Raw genomic sequence first — 12,803 nt, forward strand, 5'->3', positions numbered from 1 at the left:
ACGGCGAGGCCGAGTGTCGAACCCGGCGGCAGACGATGAGCCGAAGCACGGCAGTCGTCACGAAGCCAGGCCGTGCCGTCACCACGGCCGACGGCAGAAGCGGGGCACCGGGCAGGAGATAGCGTTCCGGCATGACCTCAGCACCGCCCCGGTTCCCGCCGTATCCGATCCGTGGCGTGCACGTGCTGCATCAGAAGCAGAACTGCGCGCCGCACTTCGCGGAGATAATGGTGGATTTCGAGCCCGCAGCCGAGGGCTTCGCCTTCGAGGCGGCCCAAGAGCTGACGGTGGAGTACGAACCTGCCGAGAACCTGCCACGCTTCTTCGCGGCTGCCGCCGCGGGGCTCGAGGAGCAGCTGAGCTTGCCCGAGCACGGAGTCGTGATCGCCACTCGGGTGGTGCTGCGACGTGTCCGCGCCGATACGTTCGGCTCTCACGAACTGGCGTTCAAGATCGCGGGCTGTCTCGCCGCCCGCAAGGCTTTGGAGCGCACGGGGGCGCCACGACTCTGAGCGGCGCCCCGGCTCCGCCCCCGCACGGGGGCGTGCCGTCACCGAGGGCCTGTGCCGCCGGGTCGGCGCGCGTGGGACCTCCGGCCGCGGCGCACGCAGGGCGCCGCACCGCAGGCGCACTTCGCGGCGCTGGACCACTCGGCACAGGAGAAGCCCGCGGCGGAGCAGGAAGCGGCCGCGCAGAGCTCCGATCGACTCGGCACCCTCCGGGGGCCGGCGGCCGAGATCCCCGGAGGGCGCCTCGGGTGCCGCCGGTGACTTCGCCCGCGGGGAGGCCGTCCCGGGTCAGGAACGCTTCGCGTCCCGCTCCGCGTTCTTCTGCTTGATGCGCGCCGTCTCCTTGCGGACCTCCGCCTGGGTGGTGCGCTCACGCCGCAGCCACTCGGGGTCCTCCGTCTTCAGCGCCTCGATCTGCTCGGTGGTGAGCGCCTCGCTGACGCCGCCGCGGGCGAGTCCGGCGATGGAGACGCCGAGCTTGGCGGCGACGACCGGCCGCGGGTGCGGGCCGGTGCGGCGCAGCTCCTGGAGCCACGCGGGCGGGTCGGTCTGCAGCGCGTTCAGCTCGGCACGCGAGACGACACCCTCCCGGAACTCGGCGGGGGTGGCCTCGAGGTACACACCCAGCTTCTTCGCCGCGGTGGCGGGCTTCATCGTCTGGGCGGTCTGGTGCGAACTCATGGGGTCAAGGGTATCGAGCGCGCGGGCCCCCGCCGACCATCGCGGGTGCGGCGCCGACGGCCACGCCGGGTAATCTGACGTGGTGACCGGCTCCGAAGCACCCCCCTCGTTCAGGCTCGCCTACGTTCCGGGGGTGACGCCCTCGAAGTGGGTGCGGATCTGGAACGAGCGGCTGCCCGACGTTCCCCTGGTCCTCGTCCCGGTGTCCGCCGCCGAGGCGTACGACGTCCTGCGGCGCGGCGACGCCGACGCGGGGTTCGTCCGGCTTCCGGTCGACGGGACCGACCTCAGCGCGATCCCCCTCTACACCGAGACGACGGTCGTCGTGGTCCCCAAGGACCACATCGTGGCGGCGGTCGAGCAGGTCTCGGGCGAGGACCTCGCCGAAGACATCGTGCTGCACCCCCTCGACGACCCGCTGGACTGGGAGCGGCTGCCGGGCAGGCCCGCGCTGGAGCGGCCCGCCGTGACCGCCGACGCCGTGGAACTCGTCGCGGCGGGCATCGGGGTCGTGATCGTGCCGCAGTCCCTCGCCCGGCTCCACCACCGCAAGGACCTCACCTACCGGACGGTCACGGACGCCCCCGAGTCTCGGGTCGCGCTGGCCTGGCCCGAGGAGCGGACGACCGACATGGTGGAGGACTTCATCGGCATCGTGCGCGGCCGCACGGTCAACAGCACGCGCGGGCGCTCCCAGACCCCGCCCGCGGCGCAGCGGAAGGACCGGGGCGCGGCGAAGTCCGCCGGGGCCGCCTCCCGGAAGTCCGACTCGGGCGGCGCCCGGCGCAAGCCCGCGCCCGGACGGACGGGCGGCAAGGGCGGCGGGGCCAAGAACTCCCGGGGCGGCGGTACGGGTGGCCCGAAGGGCGGCGCGAAGCGCGGCAGGCCCCGCCGCGGTTCCTGACCCCCGGCCGTTCCGGCCGCGCTCCCTCCGGCACCTCGGCCGTCGGCTGGTGCTCCGGACGGCAGGACGGGGAGGCCGGGGCGCGTCGACGGGTCGCGCCGCGTCGGACGGGACGGAGAAGGGACGGCATGGGCGAGTTCTGGCCGGTGGAGGACGTGCTGGCGTACCTGGGCGGAAGCTGGCGGGTCGAGCGCACCGTGCGGGACCTCGCGAGCGGCGCCGAGGGGCGCTTCACCGGCACGACGGCCTTCGGGCCGCTGGACGGCGCCGGGCCACTGGACGGCGCCGGGCTGCTGCACCGGGAGTCGGGCACGTTCGTGTGGCAGGGCGTCGCGCGGCCCGCCGAGCGGACCCTGCGGTTCCTGCCGGGCGACGCCCCCGGTACCGCCCTCGTACGGTTCTCCGACGGCCGCCCGTTCCACGGCCTGGACCTGACGAGCGGGCGCTGGGTCGCCGACCACCCGTGCGCGGCGGACCTCTACCGGGGTGAGTTCACCGTCCGGGACGAGGACCACTGGCGGTCCGTGTGGCGGGTGCGGGGGCCGGCGAAGGACCTGGTGCTCACCACCGGCTACACGCGCCTGGCCTGAGCGGGCGCCCCGTCGACGCGCAGGTTCCAGCGGCCCGCCCGGCCCGTCACGGTGACCGCCGACAGGGGACGGACGTCGATGTTCCAGTACGTCGACGGCGGCGCCTTCAGCGCGTAGACCAGTGCGGCCCGTACCACCGAGGGCTCGGCCACCGCGACGATGCTGCCGCCGTCCTCCCCCGGCCGGGTGTCGAGCCAGGCGCCGACCCGGGCTATGAAGGCCAGCAGGCTCTCACCGCCGTGGGGCGTGGAGCGCGGATCGGACAGCCAGGAGTCCACGGCCTCGGGCTCACGGGCCATGGCCTCGCCCAGGGTGAGGCCTCGCCAGCGGCCCATGTCGCAGTCACGCAGGGCGAGCTGGACCAGGGGGGCGTAGCCGAGGACGTCACCGGTGGCCCGGCTGCGGGGCGTCGGCGCGCAGTAGCGGAGCTCGGCCGCCGCCAGCGGCAGCAGTTCCGCGGCGGCGCGCTGCGCTTCTTCCCATCCCGCCTGGTCCAGCGGCCGGTCGTCCTCGAAGCGCTCCGCGAGCAGCGCGGAGCTGCGGGCGGCTGCGACGAACGTGACCCGAAGATGCATGCGCAGATCGTGGAGCGCGGGACTCCACGGGTCAAGGGTGTTACGGAGGGTGTCCGAATATTCACCGGGGCATCGGCTCCGGGTCTATGCCCCGGCGGTGCGGGTTCCCCGGATCCGGTCTTCTCGCCGACGGGACCCGGGCTCAGGTCCGCACCTCGTCGTACGCCGCCGCCAGACGCCGGACGCCCTCCGTGATCTCCTCCGTCCCCGCCACCGCCGCGAAGCTCAACCGGACCTGCGCGGCGGGGGGTTCGGCGCTGTAGTAGGGACGTCCCGGAGTGATGGCCACCCCCGCGCGCAGGGCGGCGGCGGTGAACGCGGACTCGTCGGTGCCGTCGGGCAGCCGCGCCCACAGGTGGTAGCCGCCGAACGGGACGTGGGGCAGGGCGAGTTCGGGCAGCCGCAGCCGCAGGGCCGCGGTCATGGTGTCGCGCCGGGCCTTCAACTCGGCCGAAACCGTGCGCAGATGGCGCGGCCAGGCGGGCGAGCCGACGAGTTCGAGCGCGGCCTCCTGGAGCGGACGCGGCACGAAGAAGGTGTCGACGACCTGGATGGCGCGCAGCCGTTCCAGCACCGGACCGCGCGCGGCCAGGGCGCTGACCCGGAAGCTCGGCGAGGTCGCCTTGGTCAGCGAACCGACGTGCACCACGACCCCGTCGGGGTCCTCGGCGGCCAGCGGGCGCGGCAGCGGGCCCGCGTCCTCGTGCACCAGGCGGCGTACGAAGTCGTCCTCGACCACGAAGGCCCCGGCGTCCCGCGCGATGCGCAGCACCTCGCCGCGCCGCTCGGGCGCGAGCACGGCACCGGTCGGGTTCTGGAACAGCGACTGGCAGACGAAGACACGGGCACCGGTCGCCCTGAAGGCGTCGGCCAGGAGTTCGGGCTTGACCCCGTCGGGGTCCACCGGGACCGGGACGGGGCGCAGGCCGGCTGCGCGGGCGATGGCCAGCATGCCCGGATACGTGGGCGACTCGACCAGGACCGGGGCGCCGGGCGGCGCGAGCGCGCGCAGGGCGGTCGTCAGGGCGGTCTGGCCACCCGCCGCGACCAGCACCTCGGCGGCGCCGATCGCCCCGCCGATCCCCCGGGCGAACCACTCGCGCAGTTCGGGCAGCCCCTCCATGGGCGGCCGGGACCAGGCGCCGGGGCGGCGGCCCGCCCGGGAGAGGGCCGCGCCCATCGCCCGCTCCGGCTGGAGCGAGGGGTGCAGATAGCCGCCGTTGAACTCGACGACACCGGGGGGCGGCGCGGCGAGCGAGACGAGGACGCCGGAGGCGTCCACGGTGCGGGGGACGGCCTCGGTCGCGGAGTCCGCGCTGAGCGCGATCTCCTGCCAGGAGGTGTCCCCGGCGGTCGCGGCGGCGGGCCGGGGGCACGCCCGGAAGGCGCCCGCACCGGGCCGGGTGATCACGAGACCCTCGGCGGCCAGTTGCGCCAGCGCCCGGGACACGGTCACCGGGCTCACCCGGAACCGCTCGACGAGCGCCCGGCTGGACGGCAGCTTTCCACCAGGAGAGTAGCGGTCGAGCTCTTTCCTCAAGCTGTCCGCCAGATCGGCCACACTGCTACGCTCTTGCATGAGAGCACAGAGTAGCGCTATCGACCGGACCGGGATAGCGGTCAGCACCGGCGCCGAACCCCCGGCCCCCACCCCGCCCCGGAGCCCGGCCCCGGGAGACCGCCGCTCGGGAACCCTCCAGGCGGCCCTGGGTGTCACCGCCTTCTCCCTCACCTTCCCCGCGACCGCCTGGGGCCTCACGGGCTTCGGCCCCTGGTCGCTGGTGACCGTGCGCTGTGTCCTCGCGGCGGTCCTCGCCGGCGGCTGTCTGCTGGCACTGCGGGTCCCCCGGCCGGACCGGCGGCATCTGGCGGGCCTCGCCGTGGTGGCCGCCGGTGTCGTCCTCGGCTTCCCGCTCCTGACGACCCTCGCGCTGCGGACCTCGTCCACCGCCCACGCCGCCGTCGTCGTCGGACTGCTGCCGCTCACGACGGCCCTGTTCTCGGCGCTGCGCACCGGCGCACGGCCGTCACGGACGTTCTGGCTCGCGGCCTGCGCGGGCGCGGCGGCCGTGATCGCGTTCACCGTGCAGCAGAGCGGCGGATCCCTGACCGGCGCGGACGCCTATCTCTTCGGCGCCCTGCTGATCTGCGCGGCGGGCTACACCGAGGGCGGCCGGCTGGCCCGGGTGATGCCGGGCTGGCAGGTCATCGGCTGGGCCCTGGTCCTGTGTCTGCCGCTCAGCGTGCCGGGCGCGCTGCTCGCGCTGTCGTACGAGCCGGTGCGGCTGACGGCGCACAGCGTGACCGGGCTGCTGTGGGTCGCGGCCGGTTCGCAGTTCCTCGGCCTGGTCGTCTGGTACCGGGGGATGGCGTCGATCGGGATCCCCAAGGCCAGCCAGTTGCAGCTGGCCCAACCGCTGCTCACACTGGTGTGGTCGGTACTGCTCCTGGGCGAGCGGCTCACCCCGGCGGCGCCCCTGACGGCGGCCGCCGTCCTCGTCTGCATCGCTCTGACCCAGCGGGCACGGGGCTGACCCGCACGCACCGGCCCGGCCGGCCGGTGCCCCGGGCCCTGGCCCGAGGAACGCGAACCGCCGCTCCCGTACAGACGAGGAGACCGTTCAGATGCACGCAAGCAAAGGCGACAAGCTGGTGCAGCACGGCAGGACCGTCGGCCAGCGCGACAAGGTCGCGGAGATCACCGAGGTCATGGGAGCGGAAGGCTCTCCCCCCTACCGTGTGCGGTTCGAGGACGGTCACGAGGCCGTGTGCCTGCCGGGCCCGGACTCCGAGATCCGCCACGGTGACATGCCGCGGCGGAACATGCCGCGGTAGGACGACGACAGCAGAAGCGGGCCGGACGCCGGCGGGCTCTCAGCGCGGGGGCTTCGCCGGCTGCCGGTAGTGGTCGGCCACGACCCGCGCCATCGCGCCGATCCGGTCGGCGCCGGCCTCCGAGGCCGCGAAGAAGACGTGCCCGCGCACCTCGGCGTGGCGGCGGGCGAGGGTGAGGTGCCGGGAGAGTTCGGCCGGGTCCTGCCAGGCCGGTGGCTGCGCCGGGTCGCCCGCCTTGTACAGCGCCTCGCCCGCGTACAGCTGCACGCCCGTGCCCCGGGCGACCCGCGCCCACCAGGACAACAGCAGCGCGTAGTCGGCGGCGGCGAAGCCGATGTTCCAGTAGAGCTGGGGGCAGACGTAGTCCACCCAGCGCTCCCTGACCCATTTCCTGGTGTCGGCGTACAGGTCGTCGTACGTCTCGACGCCGGCCCGGGTCGGTGAGCCGAGCGGGTCGGTCGACGCGTTGCGCCAGACGCCGAAGGGGCTGATCCCGAAACGGACCCCGGGGCGGGCCTTCCTGACGCCCTCCGCCGTCTCCAGCACCAGCCGGTCGACGTTGTGGCGCCGCCAGGCCGCCCTGCTCGGGAAACCCGCGCCGTGTTCGGCGTACGCCGCGTCGTCGTCGAAGCGCTCGCCGCGCACCGGGTACGGGTAGAAGTAGTCGTCGAAGTGGACGCCGTCGACCGGGTACCGGCGCACCGCGTCGAGCATCGCGGCCCGGACGAACGTGCGGACCGGGGGCAGTCCGGGGTTGTAGTAGAGCTTCCCGCCGTACCGCACGGTCCAGTCCGGGTGGAGCCGGGCGGGGTGCGAGGGGGCGAGCCCCGCGGGGTCCGGCTGTCCCGAGACGCGGTACGGGTTGAACCAGGCGTGCAGTTCCAGGCCGCGCGCGTGGGCCTCCCGCACCGCGGTGCCCAGCGGGTCCCAGCCGGGATCCTTGCCCTGGACCCCGGTCAGACAGCGGGACCACGGCTCGTACGAGGAGGGCCACAGCGCGTCGGCGGCGGGGCGGACCTGGAGGAACACGGTGTTCAGGCGCAGGCGCACGGCCGTGTCCAGATGGGCGAGGAGTTCGGCGCGCTGGCGCGCGGCGCCCAGGCCGGCGCGGGAGGGCCAGTCGCGGTTGGAGGCGGTCGCCAGCCACATGCCCCGCATGGCCCGCGGGGCCGCCGCCGACCCGTGCGGCGCGGTCGCGCCCCGGGCGGCGGCGTCCCCCGCCGCGCCGAGGCCCGGCAGTGTCGCGAGCGCGGCCGCCGCGAACGCCCGGCGTGACAGTCGCCCCATACCCGTACCCCCCGCGTCGAGGATTCGTCCGGTAACGGACCGTATCGACACCCAGCATGCCCCACCCCGGCGATCGATCATCGATACTTCGGAGTAACGTGCACGTTCGGAGCAGGGGCCGAACAACGGACCGCCTGCCAGGGCCTGCGGATCAGCGAAGGGAACGATGTGACCGACATCGAACGCGTCGGAGTGGTGGGCTGCGGCCAGATGGGAGCGGGCATCGCCGAGGTGTGCGCCCGCGCCGGACTGGACGTCAAGGTCGCCGAGACCACCGGCGAAGCCCTGGAGTTCGGCCGGACCCGGCTCTTCTCCTCCCTCTCCAAGGCGGCCGAACGCGGAAAGATCTCCGAGGAGGAGCTCAAGGCCACCCAGGACCGGCTGAGCTTCACCACGGACCTCGGCGAGTTCGCCGACCGTGACCTCGTGATCGAGGCCGTCGTGGAGAACGAGCAGGTCAAGACCGAGATCTTCCAGGTGCTCGACCAGGTGATGACCCGCTCGGACGCGATCCTGGCCTCGAACACCTCCTCCATCCCGCTGGTGAAGCTGGCGGTCGCCACCTCGCGGCCCGACCAGGTCGTCGGCATCCACTTCTTCAACCCCGCCCCGGTGCAGAAGCTCGTCGAGCTGATCCCGGCGCTGACCACCTCCGAGGGCACGCTCGGCCGGGCCCAGCTGTTCGCCGAGAAGGTGCTGGGCAAGCACGCGATCCGCGCCCAGGACCGCTCGGGCTTCGTGGTCAACGCGCTGCTGGTGCCCTACCTGCTGTCCGCGATCCGGATGTTCGAGTCGGGCATCGCCAGCCGGGAGGACATCGACAACGGCATGGAGTTCGGCTGCGCCCACCCGATGGGCCCGCTGAAGCTCTCCGACCTCATCGGCCTGGACACGATCGCCTCCATCGCCGACTCGATGTACCAGGAGTACAAGGAGCCGCTGTACGCCGCTCCCCCGCTGCTCCAGCGCATGGTCGACGCCGGCCGCCTCGGCCGCAAGACCGGCTCGGGCTTCTACACCTACGGCTGACCCCGTCGAACACCCGCTCCGTCACACGGAGTCCACGCGGGCCCGGCACCTTCCTCGGTGCCGGGCCCGCGTCGTTCACACGCCGTGTGCGCACCGGGCCCGCATATGCCCGGCGCACACTCTCCCCCCGTACCCACCAGGCGAGTTGACTTTCCGTGCGCAGACACAGGGATGTGCCGACCACGGAAAGGAGCGGACTCGTGACCGCCGACCCCGAGCATCCCGCGACACCGAAGGAGATCGCGGAGTTACGCCGGTCGCTCGAAGTGGGGTTCACCCGCATCGAGGGCGGACTGGCGCTGCTCACCCAGCGCGACGACCAGACGGCCAAGGACCTCGATGACCTCAGCACGCGGATCGTCGCACTCGAACACACCCGCTGGCCCCTGCCCACCGTCGCCGTCGTCGCGGCCGTGGGCGCACTGGCCGTCGCGGTCTGGCAGGCTCTGGGCCACTAGGTTCCAGGACGCGCGAGGGGGGCGGATCGGGGCAATGCGTCCTGCCCGAGCCTGAGGTGGTGCAGCAGGAGCAGTGCGGCCGCCATGTTGGCGGCCGGGACCTCACCACGGGCGACCATGTCGGGAACGAGCTTGAGGGGAACCCATTCCCGGCGATCGGACTCGAAGTCGTCCACGGGGTGTCCGGTGTACGCGCCCTCGTCGGCCCAGTAGATGTGATGCCGGGCGTCGGTGAGCCCGTTGGAGGGCTCGACACTCATCAGATGCCGCAGGGGTCCCGGCCGCCACCCGGTCTCCTCCTCCAGTTCGCGGGCCGCCGCCGCGGCGATGTCCTCGCCGTCCTCCACGACGCCCGCCGCGAGCTCCCACCCCCAACTGTCGGTGATGAAGCGGTGCCGCCACAGGAGCAGCACCTCGTTGGCCTCGTTCACCACCGTCGCCACGGCGACGGGCCGCAGCCGTATCAGGAAGTGATCGAGGTGCCGCCCGTCCGGCAGCTTCACATCTGCGAGATTGACACTGAACCAGCGGTTTTCATACACAGTTTGTTCGTTCTGTTTCGTCCACTGCACGGTTCTGCCACCTTCCGCCGAGTAGACGGCAATATCGCAGCAGCGGCGTTCCAGCAGCAGGGCTCACAGGGGTCGGGGCGCAGCACAGGGGCGGTGAACAAAGCGGTGTGCCGGCCGTTCCCTACAGCGGTACGCGCAGTGCGCCGTCGATGAGTTCGGCGGCCTCGGTCGTGCCCGCGCAGCCGCTGCGCACCAGGTGTTCGCGTACCGCGCGAAGTCTGTCGCGCAGCCGCTGTGACTCCATCCCCCGCGCCTGCTCCGCCATCTGCACGGCCGTCGCCACCGCCTTGTCGGCGTTGCCCTGGCGCAGTTCGATCTGGCTGAGCATGGCCAGCCGGTGCACCCGCCCCCGGTCGTGCGCCGGAGTGTCGACCGCGGCCGCGGCGTGCTCCGCGGCGGCCACCAGGTCACCGAGGCTGAGCAGTGCCTCCGCAACCTGTACGTTGACCAGTCCCGGCTGGACATAGCCGGTCTCGTCGGGTTCGTAACCGCGCCGGATGCGCTCGGCGGCCTGCTCGGCACGCCGTATGCAGGACAGCGCGCTGCTGCCGTCGCCGAGGTGCGCGTACGCCTTGGCCTGCATGGCGTAGAGGTCGGAGGCGAGGGCCGGGGTGATGTGGCGCCCCGCGGCGCGCAGCGCGGCCTCGGCGAAGGCGACCGCCTGCCGGTACTCGCGCATGAACAGCGACTGGTTGACCAGCAGGGCTATGACGTAGGCCCCGAGTCCCCTGTCCCCGCTGGCCTTCGCCAGGCGCAGCGCCTGGTGGAAGTAGCGCTGGGCGAGTCCGTGCGCGTCGGAGTCGTAGGCGCAGATGCCCGCGATGGCCACCAGTCCGCCCGTCGCGCGGTGGAGCTGCCGGCCGGTGGCGTCGGTGTAGCTGCCGCGCAGCAGGGGCGCGGTCTCGGAGTTGAGGAAGCCGACGATCCGGGTGCGGGTCGCCATGCCCCCGGCCTTGCGGTACATCTGCTCGTAGTGGGCCCGCGCCGCGCGCAGCATCTCGATGTCGGCCATGCTGACCCGGTGGCGGCCGCCGCGGGAGACGTCCACGTCCTCGGGCGGGTTCTCCCACTCCCACACGGGCATCACGGCGGGGGTTCCGGTGACGGCGGGGGCACCGAGGATGTGGGGGCGCTGCTGTTCGTCGGAGCGCCACAGCGCGGTGGCGCGTTCGACGAAGCCGGAGAGCGAACCGGGGTGCGGGGTGGAGGGTTCGCCGGGGACCCCGAGGCCGATGTCGTCGAGCGTGACGGGCCGGTGCAGCCGTCCCGCGAGCACCTCGCAGATCAGGTCGGGCACCTGACCGCGCGGTCGCTGGCCCTTCAGCCACCGTGCCACGGCGGTGTGTTCGTAGCGCAGCGCCAGACCGCGGGCCCGTCCCGCCTGGTTGACGTGGGCGGCGAGTCCCGCGTGCGAGATGCCCGCCTCGTCGAGGATCGCGTCGAGCAGGGTGTTGGGCTGCATGGGAGGCCCCCCGGATGGCTCGTTGCCGACGGCGCCGGTCGTGCGGGCCACGCCCGACCGCACCAGAGAGAGTAGTGCGTCCCCTTTCACACGGGGTGTGATGGGAATGCCCGCATCCGCACCGTGCGCGCGCTGTCGCGGAGAGTTTCGTACCGGTTGACTGAAATGCCTCGCAAGAGGCCGGCCGGGCCGCCGGCTCCCCCTCGTACAGTGCGGCGGCCCGCTCCGCGCCGTCCGCCCGGCCGCCTGCCCGACACTCCGTGGCCGGGCGGACGGCAGAGCCGGCCGGGGCGACCGCGGGACCCCGGTCGTCCGGGTGCGGGTCCCGTGGCCGGTCGTCCCCCGGAGCGCCGAGGAGCGCGTGCCGCCGCCGTCCGTGCCTGTCGGAGGCTCGCGGGGCGGTCCTCATCGGGGCACGTGCTGGGACACCCGGCCCTGCTTCAGCGCCAGGGGCCTGCGGTCGTTGTGCAGCACCAGGAGGGCCACGTCGTCGTCGGGCCGGCCGCCGGTGTGGCGCAGCAGGCCGGTGAACACCGCGCGCAGCACGGCCTGGGGTACGACGGGCCCGTCGCGGACGGCCGCCGTGAGCGCCGGGAGCAGCGGGAAGGAGCGTCCGCGGGCGTCCCGGGCGTCCTCGGCTCCGTCGGTGTGCAGGAAGAGCCCCTCACCGGGCCGGAGCCGGCCGCAGGGCTCGGCCGGGAGACGGGCCGGAAGCGGGAACGGCCCGAGCGGCGGCAGCGGTTCGGCCCGGACGAGCGGCCGGACGTGGCCCCGGGCGAGCAGATACGGCCAGGGATGGCCGCAGTTGAGGGCGTGCACCTCGCCGTCGCCGCGGATCTCCAGCAGCAGGACGGTGACGAACTCCTCGGCGGCGAGGCCCTCGGGGTCGAGTCCGGCGGAGGGGTGTTCGGCCCGGTCCCGCTCGCACAGGTGCCGGACCAGCGCCCGCTCCAGTCTTCTGAGGACGCCGTCGAGTTCGGCCTCGTCGTGCGCGGCCTCGCGGAAGCTGCCGAGGACGGCGGCGGCGGTCCCGACGGCGCCCAGTCCGTGCCCGCGGACGTCCCCCATCACGACCCGCACGCCGTGCTCGGTGGCGATCGCCTCGTACAGATCGCCGCCGATGCTCGCGCCGTGGTCCGCGGACAGCTGGGCCGCGGCGATGTCCAGCCCGTCGATGCGCGGCGGCAGCGGGCGCAGCAGGACGTTCTGCGCGGCACCCGCGACCCTGCGGATCTGCCGGAGTTCACGCAGCAGCACTCTTCTGACGTGGAGTATCAGACCGGCACCGACCATGAGGAAGACGGCGCTGGTGACGGCGCGGGCGCCGAGCCCGTTCTGCTGCGCGAGCGGGCAGGCCATCTTGTACGAGACCGCCAGCGCGCCCCAGACCCCGGGCAGTCCCAGGTTCACCGCCCGGCGCAGCGGCGGCCGTCCGGTGGCGCGCAGGACGCGGTGTCCGGGGGCGCCGCGGCCGCGCTCCTCACGAACGGATCCGGCGCGGGGTCCCCCACCACGCACCACCCGGTCGAATCCGGCCCTCAGCCGGTCACGCCGGCGACGCGGCCCGAGGACCGTTCTGGCCGGGTTCCGCGAATGCGTCCGGAGCGTCGCCCTGCGGGGAACCCCAGCCTTGATACGGATCATGCCGATTGGCCCCCCAATAGGCACGGACAGCGCAGACGGCCTCGGAGAGACCGTTCCGAATTCTGTCGACCGCCCGACCCGGGCGGGCCGGATCGCCCGGACATGTCACCCGAATGAGTGAGGTGTCTTCGCACGCCCGCATTTATGCAGGCAGGAGCCGGGGAAACCCCTGACGGGGGCGGCGGAACCACGGCCGGGGGCCTGGTGGAACCCGTGGCCCGGAGCCGGGAAGACCCGGGCAGAGGCCCGGTGGAACC

At 73.6% G+C, this 12,803-nt stretch carries 14 protein-coding genes; 7 read left to right on the forward strand and 7 right to left on the reverse strand.

The window, feature by feature from the left end:
* Positions 1-131 precede the first annotated feature (131 nt).
* Positions 132-512, forward strand: coding sequence for a hypothetical protein (locus ACICHK_RS09275; protein WP_406836527.1), 381 nt, complete (start codon positions 132-134; stop codon positions 510-512).
* 285 nt (positions 513-797) lie between these two features.
* Here ACICHK_RS09275 and ACICHK_RS09280 read toward each other — a convergent pair whose 3' ends face one another.
* On the reverse strand, positions 798-1,190 hold the full coding sequence (locus tag ACICHK_RS09280) for a DUF5997 family protein (RefSeq protein WP_406836528.1): 393 nt from the start codon (positions 1,188-1,190) through the stop codon (positions 798-800).
* 82 nt (positions 1,191-1,272) lie between these two features.
* Here ACICHK_RS09280 and ACICHK_RS09285 point away from each other — a divergent pair, with 82 nt between their 5' ends.
* Together ACICHK_RS09285 and ACICHK_RS09290 are read left to right on the forward strand one after the other, a co-directional pair.
* A complete protein-coding gene (locus ACICHK_RS09285; RefSeq protein ID WP_406836529.1) occupies positions 1,273-2,094 on the forward strand; it encodes a LysR family substrate-binding domain-containing protein in 822 nt (273 codons plus the stop codon).
* Positions 2,095-2,222: 128 nt separating this feature from the next.
* Positions 2,223-2,684, forward strand: a complete 462-nt coding sequence (locus ACICHK_RS09290; RefSeq protein WP_406836530.1) for a DUF6314 family protein — start codon at positions 2,223-2,225, stop codon at positions 2,682-2,684.
* Here ACICHK_RS09290 and ACICHK_RS09295 read toward each other — a convergent pair.
* Positions 2,666-3,259 (reverse strand): histidine phosphatase family protein, encoded by a 594-nt coding sequence (locus ACICHK_RS09295; RefSeq protein ID WP_406836531.1) that lies wholly within the window; start codon positions 3,257-3,259, stop codon positions 2,666-2,668. The genes ACICHK_RS09290 and ACICHK_RS09295 overlap by 19 nt on opposite strands.
* 142 nt (positions 3,260-3,401) lie before the next feature.
* Positions 3,402-4,838 carry a PLP-dependent aminotransferase family protein gene (locus ACICHK_RS09300; protein WP_406836532.1) on the reverse strand — a complete coding sequence of 479 codons (1,437 nt, stop codon included), beginning with the start codon at positions 4,836-4,838 and terminating at the stop codon, positions 3,402-3,404.
* Between ACICHK_RS09300 and ACICHK_RS09305 the strand changes: the two genes are divergently transcribed.
* Positions 4,837-5,793, forward strand: a complete 957-nt coding sequence (locus tag ACICHK_RS09305) for a DMT family transporter (RefSeq protein WP_406836533.1) — start codon at positions 4,837-4,839, stop codon at positions 5,791-5,793. The two genes, ACICHK_RS09300 and ACICHK_RS09305, sit on opposite strands and share 2 nt — an antisense overlap.
* Before the next feature lie 91 nt (positions 5,794-5,884).
* Entirely contained in the window at positions 5,885-6,094 is a 210-nt protein-coding gene (locus ACICHK_RS09310) for a DUF1918 domain-containing protein (RefSeq protein WP_406836534.1), read from the forward strand.
* 39 nt (positions 6,095-6,133) lie between these two features.
* Here the strand turns inward: ACICHK_RS09310 and ACICHK_RS09315 are convergent, their stop codons facing one another.
* Positions 6,134-7,381, reverse strand: a complete 1,248-nt coding sequence (locus ACICHK_RS09315) for a glycoside hydrolase family 10 protein (protein ID WP_406836535.1) — start codon at positions 7,379-7,381, stop codon at positions 6,134-6,136.
* Positions 7,382-7,549: 168 nt separating this feature from the next.
* Here ACICHK_RS09315 and ACICHK_RS09320 point away from each other — a divergent pair, with 168 nt between their 5' ends.
* Together ACICHK_RS09320 and ACICHK_RS09325 are read left to right on the forward strand one after the other, a co-directional pair.
* On the forward strand, positions 7,550-8,410 hold the full coding sequence (locus ACICHK_RS09320; RefSeq protein ID WP_406836536.1) for a 3-hydroxybutyryl-CoA dehydrogenase: 861 nt from the start codon (positions 7,550-7,552) through the stop codon (positions 8,408-8,410).
* A gap of 200 nt (positions 8,411-8,610) precedes the next feature.
* Positions 8,611-8,868: a hypothetical protein gene (locus tag ACICHK_RS09325; protein WP_151468392.1), complete on the forward strand. Its 258-nt coding sequence runs from the start codon at positions 8,611-8,613 to the stop codon at positions 8,866-8,868.
* Here the strand turns inward: ACICHK_RS09325 and ACICHK_RS09330 are convergent.
* The 3 genes from ACICHK_RS09330 to ACICHK_RS09340 all read right to left on the reverse strand — a co-directional run bounded on the left by ACICHK_RS09330 (position 8,865) and on the right by ACICHK_RS09340 (position 12,420).
* Positions 8,865-9,440: an NUDIX domain-containing protein gene (locus tag ACICHK_RS09330; protein ID WP_151468391.1), complete on the reverse strand. Its 576-nt coding sequence runs from the start codon at positions 9,438-9,440 to the stop codon at positions 8,865-8,867. The two genes, ACICHK_RS09325 and ACICHK_RS09330, sit on opposite strands and share 4 nt — an antisense overlap.
* A 121-nt stretch (positions 9,441-9,561) precedes the next feature.
* Positions 9,562-10,902 (reverse strand): transcriptional regulator, encoded by a 1,341-nt coding sequence (locus ACICHK_RS09335; RefSeq protein WP_103547886.1) that lies wholly within the window; start codon positions 10,900-10,902, stop codon positions 9,562-9,564.
* Between the two features lie 405 nt (positions 10,903-11,307).
* Positions 11,308-12,420: a PP2C family protein-serine/threonine phosphatase gene (locus ACICHK_RS09340; RefSeq protein ID WP_406836537.1), complete on the reverse strand. Its 1,113-nt coding sequence runs from the start codon at positions 12,418-12,420 to the stop codon at positions 11,308-11,310.
* Positions 12,421-12,803 lie beyond the last annotated feature (383 nt).

Source organism: Streptomyces sp. AHU1, assembly GCF_045343905.1.
GTDB lineage: Bacteria > Actinomycetota > Actinomycetes > Streptomycetales > Streptomycetaceae > Streptomyces > Streptomyces triticiradicis.